Annotated in this window: 17 protein-coding genes; 10 read left to right on the top strand and 7 right to left on the bottom strand. The window is 45.0% G+C overall.

Going from position 1 to position 17,790, the window contains the following annotated elements; genetic code table 11:
• The first annotated feature begins 1 nt into the window (after nt 1).
• Genes AK825_RS10635 through AK825_RS10620 form a run of 4 tightly spaced genes read left to right on the top strand, consistent with a single transcriptional unit; the run spans nt 2 to nt 3,316 of the window.
• Nucleotides 2–349 (top strand): urease subunit beta, encoded by a 348-nt coding sequence (locus AK825_RS10635; protein ID WP_068037174.1) that lies wholly within the window; start codon nt 2–4, stop codon nt 347–349.
• Nucleotides 346–2,049 (top strand): urease subunit alpha, encoded by a 1,704-nt coding sequence (ureC, locus tag AK825_RS10630; RefSeq protein WP_068037171.1) that lies wholly within the window; start codon nt 346–348, stop codon nt 2,047–2,049. The genes AK825_RS10635 and ureC overlap by 4 nt, the downstream gene beginning before the upstream one ends.
• Nucleotides 2,050–2,070: 21 nt before the next feature.
• Nucleotides 2,071–2,619 carry an urease accessory protein UreE gene (ureE, locus tag AK825_RS10625; RefSeq protein WP_068037169.1) on the top strand — a complete coding sequence of 183 codons (549 nt, stop codon included), beginning with the start codon at nt 2,071–2,073 and terminating at the stop codon, nt 2,617–2,619.
• Nucleotides 2,594–3,316 carry an urease accessory UreF family protein gene (locus tag AK825_RS10620; RefSeq protein WP_264753625.1) on the top strand — a complete coding sequence of 241 codons (723 nt, stop codon included), beginning with the start codon at nt 2,594–2,596 and terminating at the stop codon, nt 3,314–3,316. The genes ureE and AK825_RS10620 overlap by 26 nt, the downstream gene beginning before the upstream one ends.
• A 78-nt stretch (nt 3,317–3,394) precedes the next feature.
• Here AK825_RS10620 and AK825_RS10615 read toward each other — a convergent pair whose 3' ends face one another.
• Nucleotides 3,395–4,147, bottom strand: a complete 753-nt coding sequence (locus AK825_RS10615) for an IS5 family transposase (RefSeq protein WP_068034672.1) — start codon at nt 4,145–4,147, stop codon at nt 3,395–3,397.
• 127 nt (nt 4,148–4,274) lie between these two features.
• Between AK825_RS10615 and ureG the strand changes: the two genes are divergently transcribed.
• The 3 genes from ureG (at nt 4,275) to AK825_RS10600 (ending at nt 7,115) form a co-directional block, all read left to right on the top strand.
• Entirely contained in the window at nt 4,275–4,913 is a 639-nt protein-coding gene (gene ureG / locus AK825_RS10610) for an urease accessory protein UreG (RefSeq protein ID WP_068037166.1), read from the top strand.
• A gap of 123 nt (nt 4,914–5,036) precedes the next feature.
• Nucleotides 5,037–5,636, top strand: a complete 600-nt coding sequence (locus tag AK825_RS10605) for a HupE/UreJ family protein (RefSeq protein ID WP_068037164.1) — start codon at nt 5,037–5,039, stop codon at nt 5,634–5,636.
• Between the two features lie 192 nt (nt 5,637–5,828).
• Nucleotides 5,829–7,115 carry a RidA family protein gene (locus tag AK825_RS10600; protein WP_264753624.1) on the top strand — a complete coding sequence of 429 codons (1,287 nt, stop codon included), beginning with the start codon at nt 5,829–5,831 and terminating at the stop codon, nt 7,113–7,115.
• Between the two features lie 140 nt (nt 7,116–7,255).
• Here AK825_RS10600 and AK825_RS10595 read toward each other — a convergent pair whose 3' ends face one another.
• From AK825_RS10595 to pstS, 6 genes are all read right to left on the bottom strand, one after another.
• On the bottom strand, nt 7,256–7,624 hold the full coding sequence (locus AK825_RS10595) for an MliC family protein (protein ID WP_068037161.1): 369 nt from the start codon (nt 7,622–7,624) through the stop codon (nt 7,256–7,258).
• A 77-nt stretch (nt 7,625–7,701) separates the two neighbouring features.
• Nucleotides 7,702–8,496 carry a phosphate signaling complex protein PhoU gene (gene phoU, locus AK825_RS10590; RefSeq protein WP_068037159.1) on the bottom strand — a complete coding sequence of 265 codons (795 nt, stop codon included), beginning with the start codon at nt 8,494–8,496 and terminating at the stop codon, nt 7,702–7,704.
• Nucleotides 8,497–8,573: 77 nt separating this feature from the next.
• On the bottom strand, nt 8,574–9,332 hold the full coding sequence (gene pstB, locus AK825_RS10585; protein WP_068039347.1) for a phosphate ABC transporter ATP-binding protein PstB: 759 nt from the start codon (nt 9,330–9,332) through the stop codon (nt 8,574–8,576).
• A gap of 250 nt (nt 9,333–9,582) precedes the next feature.
• The gene (gene pstA / locus AK825_RS10580) at nt 9,583–10,515 is read right to left on the bottom strand and encodes a phosphate ABC transporter permease PstA (RefSeq protein ID WP_082787234.1); all 933 of its coding nucleotides are present in this window, start codon (nt 10,513–10,515) and stop codon (nt 9,583–9,585) included.
• Between the two features lie 66 nt (nt 10,516–10,581).
• A complete protein-coding gene (gene pstC, locus AK825_RS10575; protein WP_068037156.1) occupies nt 10,582–11,535 on the bottom strand; it encodes a phosphate ABC transporter permease subunit PstC in 954 nt (317 codons plus the stop codon).
• A 209-nt stretch (nt 11,536–11,744) separates the two neighbouring features.
• Nucleotides 11,745–12,908, bottom strand: a complete 1,164-nt coding sequence (pstS, locus tag AK825_RS10570) for a phosphate ABC transporter substrate-binding protein PstS (RefSeq protein ID WP_068037152.1) — start codon at nt 12,906–12,908, stop codon at nt 11,745–11,747.
• Nucleotides 12,909–13,570: 662 nt separating this feature from the next.
• Here pstS and AK825_RS10565 point away from each other — a divergent pair.
• Genes AK825_RS10565 through AK825_RS10555 form a run of 3 tightly spaced genes read left to right on the top strand, consistent with a single transcriptional unit; the run spans nt 13,571 to nt 17,714 of the window.
• Entirely contained in the window at nt 13,571–14,227 is a 657-nt protein-coding gene (locus tag AK825_RS10565; protein ID WP_068037149.1) for a 2Fe-2S iron-sulfur cluster-binding protein, read from the top strand.
• Entirely contained in the window at nt 14,224–15,216 is a 993-nt protein-coding gene (locus tag AK825_RS10560) for a xanthine dehydrogenase family protein subunit M (protein WP_068037146.1), read from the top strand. Before AK825_RS10565 ends, AK825_RS10560 begins: the two co-directional genes overlap by 4 nt.
• 2 nt (nt 15,217–15,218) lie before the next feature.
• Nucleotides 15,219–17,714, top strand: coding sequence for a xanthine dehydrogenase family protein molybdopterin-binding subunit (locus AK825_RS10555; protein WP_068037142.1), 2,496 nt, complete (start codon nt 15,219–15,221; stop codon nt 17,712–17,714).
• Nucleotides 17,715–17,790: the final 76 nt, after the last annotated feature.

The following is a 17,790-nucleotide window of genomic DNA, read 5'->3' as shown; positions in this document are numbered from 1 at the left end:
TATGATTCCTGGTGAATATCAGCTAAAGAGCGATGACATTGAGTTATGTGTCGATCGTGAACCTATCACTATCAATGTCGCAAACACGGGTGACCGTCCTATCCAAGTCGGCTCTCACTATCACTTTGCCGAGACCAACGCGGCCTTAGACTTTGACCGTAAAAAAGCTTATGGGCACCGCTTAGCGATTGCAGCAGGTATGGCAATACGTTTTGAGCCGGGTCAACACCGTGACGTACCGTTAATTCCTTTTTCAGGTTTACGCCATATTTATGGTTTCCGTGGTGAGGTAATGGGTCCCTTAGATCAGGGTCAGAACCAAAACTCAGACTCAGGAGCGAACTCATGAAAATTACTCGCCAAGCTTATGCAGATATGTATGGTCCAACGACCGGCGATAGAATTCGTTTAGGCGATACTGAGCTGTGGATCGAGATAGAAAAAGACTACACGCATTATGGTGAAGAGGTCATGTTCGGTGGTGGCAAGGTGATTCGTGATGGTATGGGTCAAAGTCAGCGCTGCGACGATACCGTGATGGATACTGTCATTACCAATGCTGTCATTATCGACTGGTGGGGTATCGTGAAAGCCGATGTGGGTCTAAAAAATGGCCGCATCGCTGCTATCGGAAAAGCTGGTAACCCTGATACCCAACCTGATGTCGATATTGTCATTGGCCCTGGTACCGAAATTATAGCGGGTGAAGGTCAAATTTTGACGGCGGGCGGTGTTGACACTCATGTGCATTATATTTGTCCGCAGCAGGTTGACGAAGCATTAATGAGTGGCTTGACGACTATGATTGGTGGCGGTACGGGACCAGCGACTGGCTCAATCGCAACCACCCATACGCCCGGCCCTTGGCATCTAGGCAAAATGATGCAAGCCGTGGACGACCTGCCCATTAACATTGGTTTTCTTGGGAAAGGTAGTGCCAGTACTCCTGAAGCGCTGGTACAACAAGTAGAAGCTGGCGCGATGAGTCTAAAGATCCATGAAGATTGGGGCGCGACTCCAGCCTCTATCAGCAACGCTTTGGATGTGGCCGATCGCTATGATATACAGATTGCCATTCATGCTGATAGCTTAAATGAGTCTGGTTTTGTGGAAGACACCATAGCGGCGTTCAAAGACCGCTGTATCCATACCTACCACACTGAAGGTGCGGGCGGTGGTCATGCACCCGATATTATCGTCGCTTGTAGCTTGCCCAACGTCTTGCCATCATCTACCAATCCGACACGCCCTTATACGATTAATACCGTTGATGAGCATCTCGATATGTTGATGGAATGCCATAATCTAGATCCCAGTATTCCAGAAGATGTTGCCTTTGCCGATTCGCGTATCCGCCGTGAGACTATTGCTGCTGAAGACATCCTGCATGATATGGGTGTGATTTCGATGATTTCGTCTGATTCGCAAGCGATGGGTCGTATTGGCGAAGTAGTGTGCCGTACTTGGCAAACTGCGCACAAAATGCGCCTGCAACGTGGTCTGTTACCAGAAGATGAGGAACGCGGTACGGACAACTTCCGCGTGAAGCGCTACATTGCCAAATACACTATTAATCCAGCCATCACTCATGGCGTTGGCCATGAAGTCGGTTCTGTTGAAGTGGATAAATTGGCAGATCTCGTATTGTGGAAGCCGGGCTTCTTTGGCGTTAAGCCATCAATTATTCTCAAGGGTGGCATGATAGCTGGCGCTGCTATGGGTGATCCCAATGCGGCTATTTCTACGCCGCAACCTGTGCATTATCGCCGTATGTTTGGTGCGCTTGGTCGTGCCGCTGCCGCAACTCGAATTACTTTTGTTAGTCAAGCAGCTATGAATACCGGATTAGAAGAAAGACTTGGTCTAAAGAGCAGGCTGGTGGCATGTAAAAACGTCCGTCAAATGCGTAAGAGTGATATGAAGCTCAATGACGCCTGCCCAGAGCTGACAGTAGATCCACAAACTTATGAAGTTCGCGCAGATGGCGTGTTATTAACTTGTGAGCCACTGTCAGAATTACCATTAGCCCAACGTTACCATTTGTTTTAGAGCGCTTGTAAGGATATCAACATGCTTGAATTAATAAAGAGAATCGACGGCAGCACTCAGGCCGATGTACACGACACCCTGACTTTACCTTATGAGCTGCGCATACGTGGCCGCCTAAAAGCGGTGACTGATAGCGGCCTTGATGTCGGCTTGTTCCTTGATCGTGGTCCGGTACTGCGTCATGGTGATTTACTACAAGCGAGTAGTGGCGAGATCATCCAAGTATGCGCCGCTGATGAGCCAGTCACTACCGCTTATGTTGAGGGCGGTTTAGCATTGGGACGACTTGGCTATCACTTAGGTAATCGTCATGTATCGCTCGCCCTTGGTAGCGACGAAGATGGGCGTCATTGGGTGCGGTTCCCGCCAGATCACGTGTTAGAAGAATTGGCAGTGCTGCTGGGGGCAACCTTGAGTCATCACCAGGCGCCATTCGATCCTGAATCTGGTGCTTATGCGCAAGCTGGCCGTGAACACTCTCATGCCCATGAGCATGCAACTGATCACTCTCACGAACACAATCATGCCCATGGACATTCCCATAATGACGACCATAACCATGCACACTGACGTACAGCCAAACGCAACCAGCGATCTGGCGCTGCTGGGACTGATGCAACTGATTAGCCCTGCATTGCCAATCGGTGCATTCGCTTGGTCGCAAGGCTTAGAGAGTGCATTTGAGCTTGGCTGGGTATGTAATGAGGCTGAGCTTGGCGAGTGGTTAGAGGGCGTACTTGACGATGGTATGTCCCGCTGCGAATTACCAGTGCTGGCACGTTTGCAAACCTGCTGGGAGAATGGTGACAGTGAAGGGCTTGCCTTTTGGAATGACTGGATACATGCCAATCGTGAGACCGCTGAGCTCAGCGATGAAGACACACGCTTGGGTCAAGCATTGATACGCTTGCTGAATAGTTTAGAGTTGCAGCCGCAGACAGCGTTAGGTCATGCCAAGCTACCAGAAGAGCCCGGTTATGTGACCGTTTTTGCTTGGACCGCCCACCAACGCCAAGTGCCTGTACGCCAAAGTCTACTCGGCTTTGCTTGGGGCTGGCTGGAAAACCAACTGGCGGTCGCATGTAAAGCAATGCCCTTAGGTCATACTGCTGCGCAACGTTTAAACGAGCAATTGCGCCCGCAACTGGTCGCTGCCGTTGATACTGCGCTGGCCTTAACTGATGAGCAATTGGGTCCGGTTTTACCGGGCTTAGCGCTCGGTAGTGCCCAACATGAAACCCAATATTCAAGATTATTTAGAAGCTGATCGTTTTTATTTTACGAGCGCTTTAATTTTATAGCCGCTTCGATTTTATAACAGCTTTAACTAGGGCGTGTTGAACATTCATAATTTTAGCCAGATATAAGCACAAGCAAGAGCGACCGTATTCTCATAACTCTGTCTTAGCTTATCAAATCTGGTGGCAACCGCTCTATACTGTTTTAGCTTAGCGAAAGCATTTTCTACTAAATGTCGTGCTTTGTACAACTCCCAATCCATATGGTCGTTAGAGGACTTGGTGTTTCGTTTCCGAGGGATATTATTACAAGTTGCTGTTTGTTCAATATACTCTCGTAGTGTGTCAGAGTCATAGCCTTTATCTGCACATACAACGTCTGTCTTGCTCAAATCAACCTTATCTACTAAGTCAGATGCGACTTTAACATCGTGGGTTGTGCCATCTGACAGAATAAAGGTAATCGGATTGCCATGAGCATCGACCGCTAGATGAATTTTAGTGGCACGTCCTGCGACACTCTTACTAATGGCTTGAGCAGCTTCATGACGACCACTACTGTGCTGATGTGCCTTGATATGAGTACCATCTATAAATACCCACTCAAGGTCAGGCTCTCTGATAACTAAAGCAAATAGTCCAATGAGCTTATTACTGCGAAACCAGCGTTGATAAGCCTTGTAGACAGTATTGGGCTTTCCAAAGTAAGCCGGTAAATCGCGCCAAGGACAGCCGGTTCGCATACGATAAAGGATGCCCTCAATGGTCAGTCTCAGATTTCCTTTGTCATAGATATTAAGTTCTAGTAATATAGGTCTTAGTCTTGTCCAGTGTTCATTTTTGAGCATAGTACGAGGCATAGCGAACGAGATCTTTTTTGTGTGAGAACTTAAAGATTACCCGTTCGCTATTTTTTTTGCCAGAAATTTATACTCAATGTTCAACACGCCCTAATACATTTCGACTAATATATAAGGAAAGATAGCCATGAAACATTGTTTAAGAATAGGTGTCGGTGGGCCAGTTGGTTCTGGCAAAACGGCCTTATTGCGTCAGTTATGTAGCGCCCTAAAAGACCACTATGACATTGCCGTGGTCACCAACGACATCTACACCCGTGAAGATGCTGATTTTTTACTTAAGCACGACGCCTTGCCTGCTGACCGTATTCTTGGTGTGGAAACGGGCGGCTGTCCGCATACGGCTATCCGCGAAGATGCTTCTATGAATCTGGCCGCAATCGATGACTTGCAAACGCGTCATCCTAATCTAGAGCTGGTGTTAGTAGAGTCTGGTGGCGATAATTTAGCGGCTACTTTTAGCCCAGAGCTTTCTGATTTAACCCTATACGTCATCGACGTCGCTGCTGGTGATAAAATTCCTCGTAAAGGCGGCCCAGGTATTACCAAATCAGACTTATTGATTATCAATAAAATTGACATCGCTGAATATGTACACGCCTCCCTGGATGTGATGGAACGTGACTCGAAAAAGATGCGCGGCGAGCGTCCTTTTATATTCACCAACCTGTATGACGGCGTGGGCGTAGAAGAAATCATTAGCTTTATTTTAAAGCAGGGCATGTTACCTGAGCGTCGTCCTGGAAAGCTAAGCGCTGATGCTTAAGAATAAGTGCTTAATTATTAATGCTTAACTGCCAGTGCTGATACGCCTTTATAGTACAAGTAAGATATAAAAAACAGTTATATACCAGTTAATAATAAACAAAAAGAACAGAGGGAGAACACCATGAATAAAATGACTAAGTTGCCAGTGGCGAAGCTATTAATGACCATCGGGCTGATGCTGACGGCCACTTTAGCTATTGCCCACCCTGGCCATGGCGAGCACGTGAGCAATGGTTTTCTTAGCGGTTTGCTGCATCCATTAATGGGTCTTGACCACTTATTAGCCATGGGTGCGATTGGTTTTTGGAGTATTCGCCAAAACACCACGATGAAACGTGGCACGCCATTATTTGTCGTCGGTGGCATGATAGCGGGCGCAGGCCTCGCTTGGGCTGGTGTCAGTTTGGCTGGGATAGAGACAGGCATTGCCATGTCAGTACTGCTAGTTGGTGTACTAATTGCGACGCTGGCAAAACTGCCGACTGCTGTTGGTGGCACTTTGGTTGCGCTGTTTATGGTCGCCCACGGTTATGCTCACGGAACTGAGATGACCCAAGGTTCAAGTTTACTGCTTTATATGGCCGGCTTCGTTGTCGCAACCTTAGCCATTACCTTTATTGGTCGCGGTCTAGGTACCATGATGCTTAAAGCCGATAACCGTATTACTCGTGCATTAGGCGGCGTGGTTGCTATCATTGGTGGAGTATTGGCTGCTGGCTAATCTTCACTAGCTAATCTCTATTAGTGCTGCAACCCAGTTATCATGATAAATCTAAAAAGCCGCACAGATTTCTTGCGGCTTTTTGAGTTTAATTTTCTCGTCTTATTCCACAACCAGCTTTTTATAGAACACGATAAAACTGCATCAAACTGAGACTTATATAAAAACACATATCAAATAGGGAATACCGATATGAACGACACTATTAATGACACTATTAATGACACTATCATAAAAGTATCAAGAAACACGGACATTGCCCCGCAAAATTTACTATCTACACAAACCGTTGCTTTTTCGCATTACAACTATATTTCAGCGCAATTACCTGTCAATATTACCACCGGTGAATTAGTCGCGAATGATATAAAAGTGCAGGCAGCACAGTGCCTAAAAAATATCAAAACTATTGTAGAAAGCATCGATCATGACATGAATGATGTAATCAAAATTAATATATTTTTAAAAGATATCGCTGATATTAAAGAAATAGATACAATTTATCCCGCATTTTTTCAAGGCTATCTGCCGACACGGACGGTCATAGCAGTAGCAGCACTACCCATGGGAAATGCTCTAGTACAAATGGACGCTGTTATCTCAAACGGTGAAGGTACTTATCCGCAAGCACCCGTTGAGCTGGTAAAAGTGCCAAAAAATAATGAACAAGTACCAAAGGATTCGGTATCGCCGCATACGGTCGCTTTTTCTCATTACAACAATATCTCAGCGCAACTGCCTGTAGATATTGAAACTGGTGAGCTGGTCGCTGGTGGTGTCAAAGAGCAAACGCAGCAATGCTTACAAAACATCGAAGCGATTTTAGAAAGTATCGATGTTCCTCTCCATGAAATTGTCAAAGTAAATATCTTTTTAAAGAATATTGCCGATGTGGACGTAGTAAATGACGTTTATAAAGAGTTCTTTCCAGAGTCGACCAGTGATGGAAGCGCGGCCTACTTACCGGCACTAACAATGGTGATAGCGTCAGATTTACAGCTGGATGCTTTAGTACAGATTGATGCTATCGTGTCTCATGGAAATGGCACACCGCCACAAGCCACTGAAGATAAACATGGCATCACTATTAAGGCTAACAACACGGATAAAGCGCCGAAGAATCCGCTATCCACACAAACGGTGGCGTTCTCTCATTACAACCATCTCTCAGGTCAACTACCTATCAATCCTGAAACGGGTAAACTAATCGATGGTGATATAAAAGCGCAGACAAAGCAATGCTTAGAAAATATCAAAGCTATTGTAGAAAGTATCGACCATGTTATGGATGATGTGGTAAAAATGACTATCCAACTTACAGATATCACAGATATCGATGCGGTAAATGATATTTATAAGACATTCTTTGATGGCGACTTGCCAGCGAGAACAGTGATTGGCGTCGCCGCTATTCCTATGGATGCTTTGATACAGATTGACACTGTCGTATCCAACGCTGAAGGTACGCCACCAGCTTAGGAATAATTATTAATAACAGTGTCTTTTGATAAAAAAAGTGCCAGTCAGTTCCGACTGGCACTTTTTTTAGGTCTTCCTAATGATAGAAAGAGGGTTTACTTAGAAAAAAAATTGCTTAGGAAAACATATTACTGCTGATTTTATAGTCGGCAAGTAACGCTGTATTTGCGATCGTTTACTGAGCTGATACTCAGGACGCCAACATTGGCTTTAGTCTGCCACTCGTAGCTGGCTTTGGAGCTTGATTCCTTAATATAACGAGCACCAGAACCTGACACTGCTTGTTTAAGATTAACTCTTTTATTGCGTAAGCCAAGCTTAGGCAAGGTCAAGCTTAAGTTGGCAACCTTTCCGTTCACTGAATAAGCGGCGGCTACTTTAGCGTTATCGTCACAGGTAAAGGTTTGAGTTTTCTGTGCCTGAGTGCTGTTGCCACTATGCATGGGTGCGTTAGTCGCGCATGCCGCTAATAACAAAATAATAGGAGTTACAGCCAGTAGTTTTTTCATGATATTCCTCAACGGTACTAATAATTCATCAGGGTAACAATGCGAGGCATATCTTACAACAAGCTGGGTCTATTTTGTCAGCCTTCACCATTATTTGACGATTCAAAGTCAGTTATCGACATGGTGGCTGATGTCGTACTGACTTGGCGTGCAGCCATTCTATCATTGGCTTCTTGCACGGCTTTTTCTACCATTTTATAGTCCGAGTGGCGCACATCTTGCCCACTAATATAGTTAATCACTAGCTCAGCGACGTTCTGTGCATGATCACCAATACGCTCAAGCGCGCGCAATACCCACATAATATTGATTACTTTTGAGACGTGCCGCGAGTCCTCCATGATATAAGTCATCAAAGCGCGAATCGCCGATTGGTATTCATCATTGACCAAGCCATCATTACGCATGACTTCAAATGCTTGCTCAGCATTGGACTGGCTAAAGGCTTCTAGCGCATTATGTAGCATGAGACGAACCTGATTGCTGAGATGTTGGACCTCAGCGTAACCGTATGATGACTTGCCTTGTACTGCAATTTTGTTTGCCATTTGGGCAATTTTGACCGCTTCATCGCCGATGCGCTCTAAATCAACCACACCTTTACTAATGGACATCACCAAGCGTAAATCACTGGCAGCTGGCTGGCGTTTGGCGACCAATAATAGGATATGCTCATCGAGCTCAACTTCCATCCGATTGATATCGAAGTCCATATCGATGACCTCTTGTGCCAGCGTTTCATCTTTATCAATAAGGGCGTGGATGGCTTTGGCGACTTGGTTGGCGGCGCTATCACCCATGTATAAAAATAAGCGAATGGCTTCATCCAGATCTTGGTCAAAACTTTTAGAGATATGCTTGTCACTTTGCATGAGAGGTATTCCCTGAATATTCGTATTTTATGGCGTGATTTTCTTAATATGCGTCAATAATTTTAATCAGCTCAACGTTAACCATAACGCCCCGTAATATAATCTTCCGTCGCTTTTTGCGCAGGCGTGGTAAATACTTGATCCGTCTCACCCATCTCAATCATGTCGCCCAAATACATATAGACCGTGTAGTCTGAAACTCGCGCAGCCTGCTGCATGTTATGGGTGACGATGGCAATGGTGTAGTCATTTTTTAAATCTTCTATCAAATCTTCGATTGCACCCGTTGAGATAGGATCCAATGCAGAGGTTGGTTCATCGAGCAACAGTACTTCAGGCTTGGTAGCGACACTACGGGCGATACATAATCGTTGCTGCTGTCCGCCTGATAAAGATAAGCCTGACGCTTTTAGCTTGTCTTTTACTTCTGGCCATAATGCCGATTTTTTTAGCGCCCATTCCACACGATTATCCAGCTCAGCTTTGCTTAGCTTTTCATAGAGACGCACACCAAAGGCGACATTGTCATAGATGGACATTGGGAACGGGGTTGGCTTCTGAAAGACCATACCGACCTGCGCGCGTAGCAAGTTGACATCGACGTCTTTACCTAAGATGTTTTTGCCATCAAGATTGATATTGCCTTCTGCACGCATGCCTGGGTATAAGTCATACATACGATTGAAAGTACGTAACAGGGTCGATTTTCCGCAACCTGAGGGGCCGATAAAGGCAGTCACTTTTTTATCAGGAATGTCGATATTGATGTTTTTTAGTGCCTGAAAATCACCATAATAAAAACTCAAATCTCGAATCTGCATTTTAGCTGCAGGCATGTTTTTAGGAATATCATGCAGTGTTTGCTTATTTAAGTTTGACGCATCTGGTTGCTGCATTTGCGCTGCTGTCGACATCGGTCTATTTAATAGATTGCCTTTTGGCGTATTAAAGTTGTTAGTATTAGTTGTTGTACGGATTTTGCTTATGACGTTATTCATAATTTATCCAACCTAGCTTAATGAATATAAATTTAAGTAAATGTTATATGTAAGGTGATTTGGCGGGAGGCTTTATTGACTCTGACTGCTATTTGGTTTGACCTCGACTGCCAATGAATCTTGCTAAGACATTTAATACCAATACCGAAGCAGTAATAAGCAGTGCCGCTGCCCATGCGAGTGCATGCCAATTGTCATAAGGGCTCATGGCAAACTGATAGATGGTATTAGGCAAGTTAGCAATTGGCTGGCTCATATCGGTACTAAAGTATTGATTATTCAATGCCGTAAATAGTAACGGCGCAGTCTCACCCGTGATTCTGGCAAAGGCCAACAATACGCCTGTGGTAAGTCCAGCTCGAGCCGCTTTAATAGTGACTTGTGTTACCATCTTCCACTTGGGTGTACCCAGTGCATAGGCTGCTTCACGAATGTTATTGGGCACTAAATTGAGCATGTTTTCAGTCGTACGCACGACTACAGGAATGACAATTAGTGCCAATGCCAGTGCGCCGGCCCAACCAGAAAAGCTTTGGCCTTTTACCATCAATGCATAAATAAAGAGACCAATGACAATCGACGGTGCAGAGAGCAAAATATCATTTAAGAAGCGTGTCACTTTGCCAAGCATGCTGCCCTGAGAGAACTCAGATAAATAAATCCCTGTCATCAGGCCAATAGGCGCGCCGATAAACAATCCTGAAAACGCCAACATGACTGAACCGACAATGGCGTTGCGTAAACCGCCTGCACTCATAGGAGGTGGGGTGTCGGCGGTAAAAATAGGCATTTGCACTATACCTTGGAAACCTTCAACGAAGAGCGTAAATAAAATCCAAAACAACCAAAATAAGCCAAAAAACATCGCTGACATCGCAAAGCCTAAACCAAGCTTATTGGCCCAGCGCCGTTTGTTATAAAGGCGCTTGTTATAACGACCTTCAAAACTGTTTTTAATAGGTAAGCCATTATTGATTGCGTCGATTGCGCTGTTTGCATTAGCCGCGTTGTTAGAAGGCATAGAACTTGTTTCCCATATTTTTATCAATACCAATAACCATCGAAATTTACCGAGGTAATCGAACTGCTATCGATTACCTGCTTTTTGATCCATGCGCATCAGCATGAGCTTAGCCAACGACAGCACAATGAAAGTGATGACAAATAGGATTAAGCCTAAATGTAACAACGACGCCAGATGTAGCTCACTAGAGGCTTCTGCAAATTCATTGGCAAGGGCTGAGGTAATGGTAACCCCAGAAGTAAATAAACTTGGACTGATATTAAAGGCATTGCCGATAAGGAAGGTCACTGCCATGGTCTCGCCAAGGGCACGACCCAGTCCCAAGATGACACCACCAACGACGCCAGCTTTGGTATAGGGCAAGATAATCTTAAACATGACTTCCCATGTCGTCGCACCCATGCCATAAGCCGATTCTTTTAATAAATCCGGTACCACGGAAAAGACATCACGCATGGTGGCCGCGATAAAAGGAATAATCATGATGGCAAGTACCAGTGAAGCGGTAAACATGCCGAGTCCCATTGGCGCACCCGTAAATAGCTTACCGATGATAGGCAGTGGACCGACGTGTTCAATAAACCACGGCTGAATGTGATCGCCAAAAAAAGGCGCAAATACAAACAAACCCCACATACCGTAAATGATAGAAGGGATACCTGCTAGCAGCTCAATAGCGATACCAAGTGGCTTTTTTAAGAAATTCGGGCACATCTCGGTCAGAAATATCGCAATACCAAAGCTGACTGGCACGGCAATTAAAATAGCGATAAACGAAGTGATCAGCGTGCCATAAATAGGCGCTAGCGCACCGTACTCATTGGCAACCGTATCCCAGTTATTACTGGTATAAAAGCCGAGACCAAATGTTTGAATGCTCGGCCAAGCCCCAATGATTAGAGAGACTAAAATGCCGCCCAATGATAAGAGAACGAGGATGGCAAAAGCCTTGGTTGCATTGACGAATAGCGCGTCGTAACGTTTTTGTTTAGCCAGTTGGGACCTTAGGTCATTCATAAGTGTCTCAGCATTAAATAGGGTTAAATCAAAAGGTTCAAAAAGATTAATAAGGTCTTATCACAGCAAACTAAATCTTATTAAGTAGCGCTATCGATATGCATTATCGGCTCTACTTATAAATTTACTGTGATAAAACCTCTTAAACAACTACCGGAGAATAATTGTTTAAGAGGGTAATTCGAGAATCATTACCGGGTTTTTAAAAACTATTGAGCTGGTTTGTAGACGGGTTGACCATCGCTGCCTTTGACTTCATTCCACTGCGCTTTAAAGAGCGCAACAGCGGTATCAGAGAAAGGAACATAATCAAGTGCCATGGCACTATCATCGCCTTGAGTGTAAGCCCAATCAAAGAAGTTCAACACGCCAGCCACTTGCTGCGGATTCTCTGGCTGCTTATGCACTAAGATAAAGGTTGCCGCTGCGATTGGCCATGCTTGCTCAGTCTCAGAGTTGGTGATGACTTTATAAAAGCCTGCTTGCTGTGACCAGTCGATATCACCTGCCGCTGCAAAGGTCTCAGCAGATGGCTGCACGAAGTTGCCAGCCGCATTTTTTAGTGCAGCATGTGACATGTTATTTTGCTTGGCGTAAGCGTACTCGACGTAGCCGATAGAGTTTTTCATACGATTGACGTAACTTGATACGCCTTCGTTACCTTTACCGCCAGCACCAGTGCTAGAGGTCGGCCATTTGACTGTTTTATCGACACCAACGCTATCTTTCCAGTCAGTTGAAACCTTAGCCAGATAATCGGTAAAGTTAAAAGTCGTGCCTGAACCGTCCGAGCGGAACACGGTAGTAATAGCAGCGTCAGGAAGCGTTAAGTCCGGATTCATAGCTTTAATTGCTGGGTCATTCCAGTTGCTAATCTTACCCAGATAGATATCTGCTAACGTTGTGCCGTCCAATTTTAACTGGCCTGGCTCTATGCCATCGATGTTTACAATCGGTACTACGCCACCGATAACGGTCGGAAACTGAATAAGTCCTGCTGCATCCAACTCTTCAGGTGTCATCGGTGCATCGGACGCGCCAAAGTCTACCGTTTTTGATTGAATTTGTTTGATGCCGCCTGAGGAGCCGATTGATTGGTAATTCACTTGACCACCAGTCGCGGCATTGTAGTCATAAGACCATTTGGCATAGATAGGTTGCGGGAACGAAGCGCCTGCACCGGTGATATTCATAGCGATGTTTTCAGCAGATTTAAAATCGGTTGCTGACGAGGAGGTTGTTTTGTTAGTTGTTTCTGTGCTGGTTACGGCGCTACTACTATCAGCAGCTGACTCTGCGGTGTCGGTTGATTTATTACAAGCTGTAAGTACTAAAGTGCAACTAACGGCTACTGCTAATAACGAATAACGCATGTAAGACTCCTAAAGTTTGACAACAGTGCAAAATGTACTTCCTGTGAGATGTGTCGTAGTTTGCCAAGCTTTGATGACAGTTTGATGACAATAGGAAATTTATCTTATTAACAGTGAAATTTTAGATTGGTCGTTATAAGTTAATGACTATATAAAATGACTATATAAAAGGTTGAAGTAAGATGAAAAGTGAAATTAAGCCAGTTGGAATTTTAGTTCAGTAAGCGCAAATGAGAAAGAGGCAGATTTTCTTGAGCGTTAACATTTTTTTCCTATCTACTACAAAAAAACAATATCCTAAGCTGTGCCAAGCATATTAATGTATAGCTTGTTTTGAGCTTATTTTTCTATGTTAATTATGATGTTAGGCTGTATTTAATACCTGACAGTAGCTTGACAGTTGACCAAATAACGGATTATTTGAGTCGATTTTCATCGTATTGATAGGCTGATTTGTCTCCGTTGATAAGAGACTGTAAAGGAATAGGAAGCTGCCAATAAAAAGTCACTAAGGATTTATAAGCTAAGAACAATTAAGGAAAAATAACCTCAATACTTTTTAAAATTTTAATGATTAACAGCACGTTAATTAATATTGAATAGATGGATGAATAGCAATATCTCATCTGGAAACTATCATCATCCGCCAGCGAGAAGCCAGCATGTCTACTTTGACGTTAACGATTAATAAGCAGGATTATCAGCTTGATAATCTCGACCCGCGCACGACATTGCTCGATGTCTGCCGCCAACATCTACAAATCACTGGACCCAAAAAAGGCTGTGACCACGGTCAATGTGGTGCCTGTACCATCCTCATTAATGGCGAGCGCGTGAATTCATGTTTGACGCTAGCGGTCATGCACGATGGCGATGAGATTACGACGATTGAGGGTATTGGATTGCCTGAGTCGTTATCTGAGTTGCAGCAAGCCTTTAAAGATCATGACGCTTTCCAGTGTGGATATTGTACCCCTGGGCAAATCTGTTCAGCGACGGCACTGATAGAAGAGGTCAAACAAAACTGGCCAAGCCACGTCACTACTGATCTGCAAAATCCTGATGGGCTGTTAGTACAAGAAATCGCTGAGCGTATGAGTGGCAACATTTGTCGCTGTTCCGCTTATCCCAATATTATTAAAGCCATCTCTCAAGTTTTAGAGAACCAAATAGCCGACAAATCTACAAAGCCTGTAAGTAACTCAGTACAAGGCTCAGAAGTAACCGGTATTTGGTCGCCGCCGCCAAGTGAGGCGCAGCTAGGTAACAAGTCGTCGAATAATAAGACTGCCAATAGCACATCAGGAGGCCGCTCATGAAACGCTTTGAATATATTCGTGCCCTTGAACCGCAGCAAGCGGTTATGTTTGCTACTCCTAAAGAAGCCTCATTTATCGCAGGCGGTACCAACCTCTTAGATTTGATGAAGCTAGAGATTGAAACGCCAACTAAATTGGTTGATGTGACGCGCTTAGAATTACAACAGATAGAAACGACTGATGACGGCGGACTGCGTATCGGTACGCTGGTCAGCAATAGTGATTTGGCTGCCCATCCTGATGTCATTGCAAATTATCCGGTATTGTCTCGTGCAATATTAGCTGGTGCAACTGGACAGCTACGTAACAAAGCCACGACTGGCGGTAATTTCTTACAGCGTACTCGTTGCTACTATTTTTATCAGACAGACAGCGCCTGTAATAAGCGTAATCCGGGCTCAGGTTGCCCTGCTATTGAGGGTGAAAACCGCACTTTGGCAATTTTAGGCACGAGCCACTCTTGTATCGCTCAGCATCCATCCGATATGGCGGTGGCGATGCGTTTGCTTGATGCCACCATTGAAACGGTTAAAGCGGACGGCTCAACTCGCAAGATTGATGTTAAAGACTTTTATTGTTTGCCAAAAAATACGCCGCATATCGAAAACGTTTTAGAGTCAGGCGAGCTTATCACTCATGTGGTTCTGCCAGCGCCTATCAAAGGTATGCACACTTATGACAAAGTGCGTGACCGTGCCTCTTACGCGTTTGCCTTAGTATCTTGTGCAGCAGTAATAGACGTTGATGATAGCGGTAATTTGGACACGGTTCGCTTAGCATTTGGCGGTATCGGTACTCAGCCATGGCGCAATGAGGCAGTCGAAGCATTATTAACTGACACCGATGGCAATGATGGTGTTATTACGCAGGCGGCGGATTTATTATTAAAAGATGCCAAGGGTAGTGGTCAAAACGATTTCAAAATACCACTGACACGTCGCTTATTAAAACAAGTTATTCAGCGCGCATTAGCGGGCAAGGGAGCATAATCATGTCATTATTGGACTCAGTACTTCCAGCAGAATCGACCAAAAAAATGACCATGGATAAGCCTGTTGACACTTTGTTCGACAAAACGGCAAGCAAACTGGTTGGTAAACCCATTAATCGCGTTGATGGCTCATTAAAGGTCAGTGGTCAAGCGCCTTATTCGGCAGAGATTCATCTAGAAAACCAAGTGTATGGCGTCTTGGTTGGGGCAACCATTGCTAAGGGTGAAGTGGAGAATATTGACAGTAGCTCTGTAGAGGATATTCCCGGTATCATCAAAGTGGTGACCGATCCTAAGCATTTTTTACGTAATGCTCAGCAAGGCGGGGCAACAAAAGCACCTACTCAAGGTGTGAGTGAAGTGTTTTATCATGGTCAACCCATAGCTGTCGTGATTGCAGAAACTTTTGAGGCGGCAACAGAAGGCGCAAATGCTATCAAAGTGACCTATAAAGACGAAACTGACAAAGCCGCTGTCGACTTTACCAAAGAGCTGCCCAATGCTCATGATGTTAATGAAAAAGAAGGCTCAGATAAAAATTCTGAACAGGGTGATCCGGAGCAAGGACTGGCTGATGCTGCGGTGACCGTTGATCGCCTCTATCATACCCCAAGCCAAAACAGCTCAGCTATGGAACCGCATGCGACATTGGCACATTGGGAAGATGATAAGCTCATTATGTACACCTCTAACCAGATGTTGGCGTCTTGCAAACAGCAAGTAATGGACGCTTTAGACTTAAAGAAAGATCAAGTGCAACTGATTGCTTATTATGTCGGTGGTGGTTTTGGCAGTAAGCTGGGCATCGCTCCAGAGTCAATTGCGGCAGCGATTGCAGCAAAAGAGCTTGGTCGTCCAGTGCTGATTACTATGACTCGCCCACAGGTAATGGAAGCAACGGTAAGGCGCTCAAACACCCGTCAGCGTATCGCTATTGGCTGCGATGAAAACGGTCTTATCAATACCATGATTCACGATACGGTGACTAGTAATTTACCTGAAGAAGGGTTTTTTGAGCCAACCGCATTGTCTACCCAGTATTTATATCGTGGTGAGAACCGCCGAGTACACTACCAACAAATGGATATGAACCAAGTATTATCAGGCTCGATGCGTGCGCCGGGCGAGGCTGTTGGTATGATTGCGGTTGAATGTGCCATGGACGAGCTGGCCTCGCAGTTGGATATTGATCCTATTGAGCTGCGCCGCCGTAATGAACCTAAAAATGACCCCAGTCAGGACATTCCGTTCTCAACGCGTCAGCTCATTGCCTGCATGGAACAAGGCGCTGAGCAGTTCGGTTGGAGTCAACGTAATGCCAAGCCTGCCAGTCAGTTAGAGGGAGATTGGTGGATAGGCACAGGCATGGCAGCTTCTGCTCGTGGTAACCAATTACAGCCTTCTGAAGCACGTGCAACCTTGCAGATAGACAGCTCAAAAGCGCTTGGCGTGAAAGCCATTATTGAAACTGATATGACTGACATTGGTACTGGCTCTTATACGGTATTCTCCCAAGTCGCTGCGGATCTATTGGGGCTACCTATTGACCATGTTGAGATGAAATTAGGCGATAGCGATTTACCAGCTGCATCAGGCTCGGGTGGTAGTTTTGGTGCTGCAAGTGCGGGCAGTAGCGTCTATTTAGCCTGTGAGCAGTTGCGTGAGATGATTGCAGATAAGGTTGGTCTTTATCCTGATAATATCCAGTTAGATAATGGTCAAATCAAGCAAACAGGCGAGCATGATCCTAGCGTGACAGAAATTGCTCTTGAAGCTGCGCTTGAACTTGGTAAAGAAAAAGCTACAGGATTGGTTCAAAAAGTACCGGGCTTGACGGATAAGCTCTCTGGTCTAACAGAAAAGGCAACGGGCTTAGCGGATAAAGTGGCTGAAAAGACTGGCTTACCAATTCCGAAAGCTAAGACGGAAGAATATGATTTTAGTAGTTCTCAGCCTTACGCGTTGGCAGATATCATCGCTAAATATGACGATCAAAAAGTCAGTGCTAAAGGTCAAATCAAACCGGGTAAAAATGGCAAAAAATACCGTCAATCTTCCTTTGGTGCCAACTTCGCTGAAGTTGCTGTACATAGAGTCACTGGTGAGATTCGCGTCAAACGTATGACTGGCGCATTCGCAGCAGGGCGTATCTTAAACCACAAAACGGCTACCTCGCAGTGCTATGGCGGTATGATATTTGGCATTGGCTCTGCTTTGATGGAAGAAGTCATCCATGACAAGCGTGACGGTCGCCTATGCAACCATGACCTTGCTGAATACCATGTTCCTGTCAATGCCGATGTACCGCAGCTCGATGTTATTTTGGTAGAAGAAGACGATCCCTATACCAACCCTATGCATATTAAAGGGATTGGTGAAACAGCAATTTCCGGTGCGGCTGCTGCCATTGCGAATGCCATTTATAATGCAGTTGGCGTCAGAGTTTATGACTTTCCGATTACGCTTGATAAACTGCTCGCTGAGATGCCAGAGTAATTTTAAATACGAGTGTCGTTTTAATAGAAGTTTTTGCATTAAAGAAACCCGCTTAGTTAGCGGGTTTTTACAACCT

Origin of the sequence: Psychrobacter sp. P11G5, from assembly GCF_001593305.1 — a bacterium.
Taxonomy (GTDB): Bacteria; Pseudomonadota; Gammaproteobacteria; order Pseudomonadales; family Moraxellaceae; genus Psychrobacter.
The sequence above is the reverse complement of the archived record's forward strand: the minus strand, read 5'-3'. Positions and strand labels throughout refer to the sequence as shown.

Excerpts from the sequence above, each read along its gene's own strand:
- AK825_RS10635 (WP_068037174.1), top strand. The coding sequence starts at position 2 with ATGATTCCTGGTGAATATCAGCTAAAGAGCGATGACATTGAGTTATGT.
- ureC (WP_068037171.1), top strand. The coding sequence starts at position 346 with ATGAAAATTACTCGCCAAGCTTATGCAGATATGTATGGTCCAACGACC.
- ureE (WP_068037169.1), top strand. The coding sequence starts at position 2,071 with ATGCTTGAATTAATAAAGAGAATCGACGGCAGCACTCAGGCCGATGTA.
- AK825_RS10620 (WP_264753625.1), top strand. The coding sequence starts at position 2,594 with ATGACGACCATAACCATGCACACTGACGTACAGCCAAACGCAACCAGC.
- AK825_RS10615 (WP_068034672.1), bottom strand. The coding sequence starts at position 4,147 with ATGCCTCGTACTATGCTCAAAAATGAACACTGGACAAGACTAAGACCT.
- ureG (WP_068037166.1), top strand. The coding sequence starts at position 4,275 with ATGAAACATTGTTTAAGAATAGGTGTCGGTGGGCCAGTTGGTTCTGGC.
- AK825_RS10605 (WP_068037164.1), top strand. The coding sequence starts at position 5,037 with ATGAATAAAATGACTAAGTTGCCAGTGGCGAAGCTATTAATGACCATC.
- AK825_RS10600 (WP_264753624.1), top strand. The coding sequence starts at position 5,829 with ATGAACGACACTATTAATGACACTATTAATGACACTATCATAAAAGTA.
- AK825_RS10595 (WP_068037161.1), bottom strand. The coding sequence starts at position 7,624 with ATGAAAAAACTACTGGCTGTAACTCCTATTATTTTGTTATTAGCGGCA.
- phoU (WP_068037159.1), bottom strand. The coding sequence starts at position 8,496 with ATGCAAAGTGACAAGCATATCTCTAAAAGTTTTGACCAAGATCTGGAT.
- pstB (WP_068039347.1), bottom strand. The coding sequence starts at position 9,332 with ATGCCTGCAGCTAAAATGCAGATTCGAGATTTGAGTTTTTATTATGGT.
- pstA (WP_082787234.1), bottom strand. The coding sequence starts at position 10,515 with ATGCCTTCTAACAACGCGGCTAATGCAAACAGCGCAATCGACGCAATC.
- pstC (WP_068037156.1), bottom strand. The coding sequence starts at position 11,535 with ATGAATGACCTAAGGTCCCAACTGGCTAAACAAAAACGTTACGACGCG.
- pstS (WP_068037152.1), bottom strand. The coding sequence starts at position 12,908 with ATGCGTTATTCGTTATTAGCAGTAGCCGTTAGTTGCACTTTAGTACTT.
- AK825_RS10565 (WP_068037149.1), top strand. The coding sequence starts at position 13,571 with ATGTCTACTTTGACGTTAACGATTAATAAGCAGGATTATCAGCTTGAT.
- AK825_RS10560 (WP_068037146.1), top strand. The coding sequence starts at position 14,224 with ATGAAACGCTTTGAATATATTCGTGCCCTTGAACCGCAGCAAGCGGTT.
- AK825_RS10555 (WP_068037142.1), top strand. The coding sequence starts at position 15,219 with ATGTCATTATTGGACTCAGTACTTCCAGCAGAATCGACCAAAAAAATG.